The following is a 265-nucleotide window of genomic DNA, read 5'->3' as shown; positions in this document are numbered from 1 at the left end:
GTTTATGGAAAATATAGTGGAACATATAAAGATACAGGGAAATCGTTCATAGCAGATTTTTGTCATCTGTATGAGTTTGATGAGAACGATAAGGTTAAGAAGTTTATTCAAATTGTGGACAGTGCATCTGTTAATGAGGTATTAAGTTAGAGTTATTAGTTTCTAACATGCCTTGTATAAGGGGTAGTGTTAAGATAAACGAAATTTCCTCACATTATATTTTTGGGAAGGTTTCTACTTCTCAAGCGTGTTATGGAAGATAACT

1 protein-coding gene is annotated in these 265 nt (G+C 32.5%); it reads left to right on the top strand.

Translation table 11 applies throughout. The features are described from left to right. Nucleotides 1–150: nuclear transport factor 2 family protein (locus SB775_RS30450; RefSeq protein WP_410864990.1), on the top strand; the 150-nt coding region annotated here is incomplete at its 5' end. Nucleotides 151–265: the final 115 nt, after the last annotated feature.

This window comes from Peribacillus sp. SIMBA_075, assembly GCF_046534585.1.
Note: the sequence above shows the minus strand (reverse complement) of the source record. Positions and strands in the feature narration are given on the sequence as shown.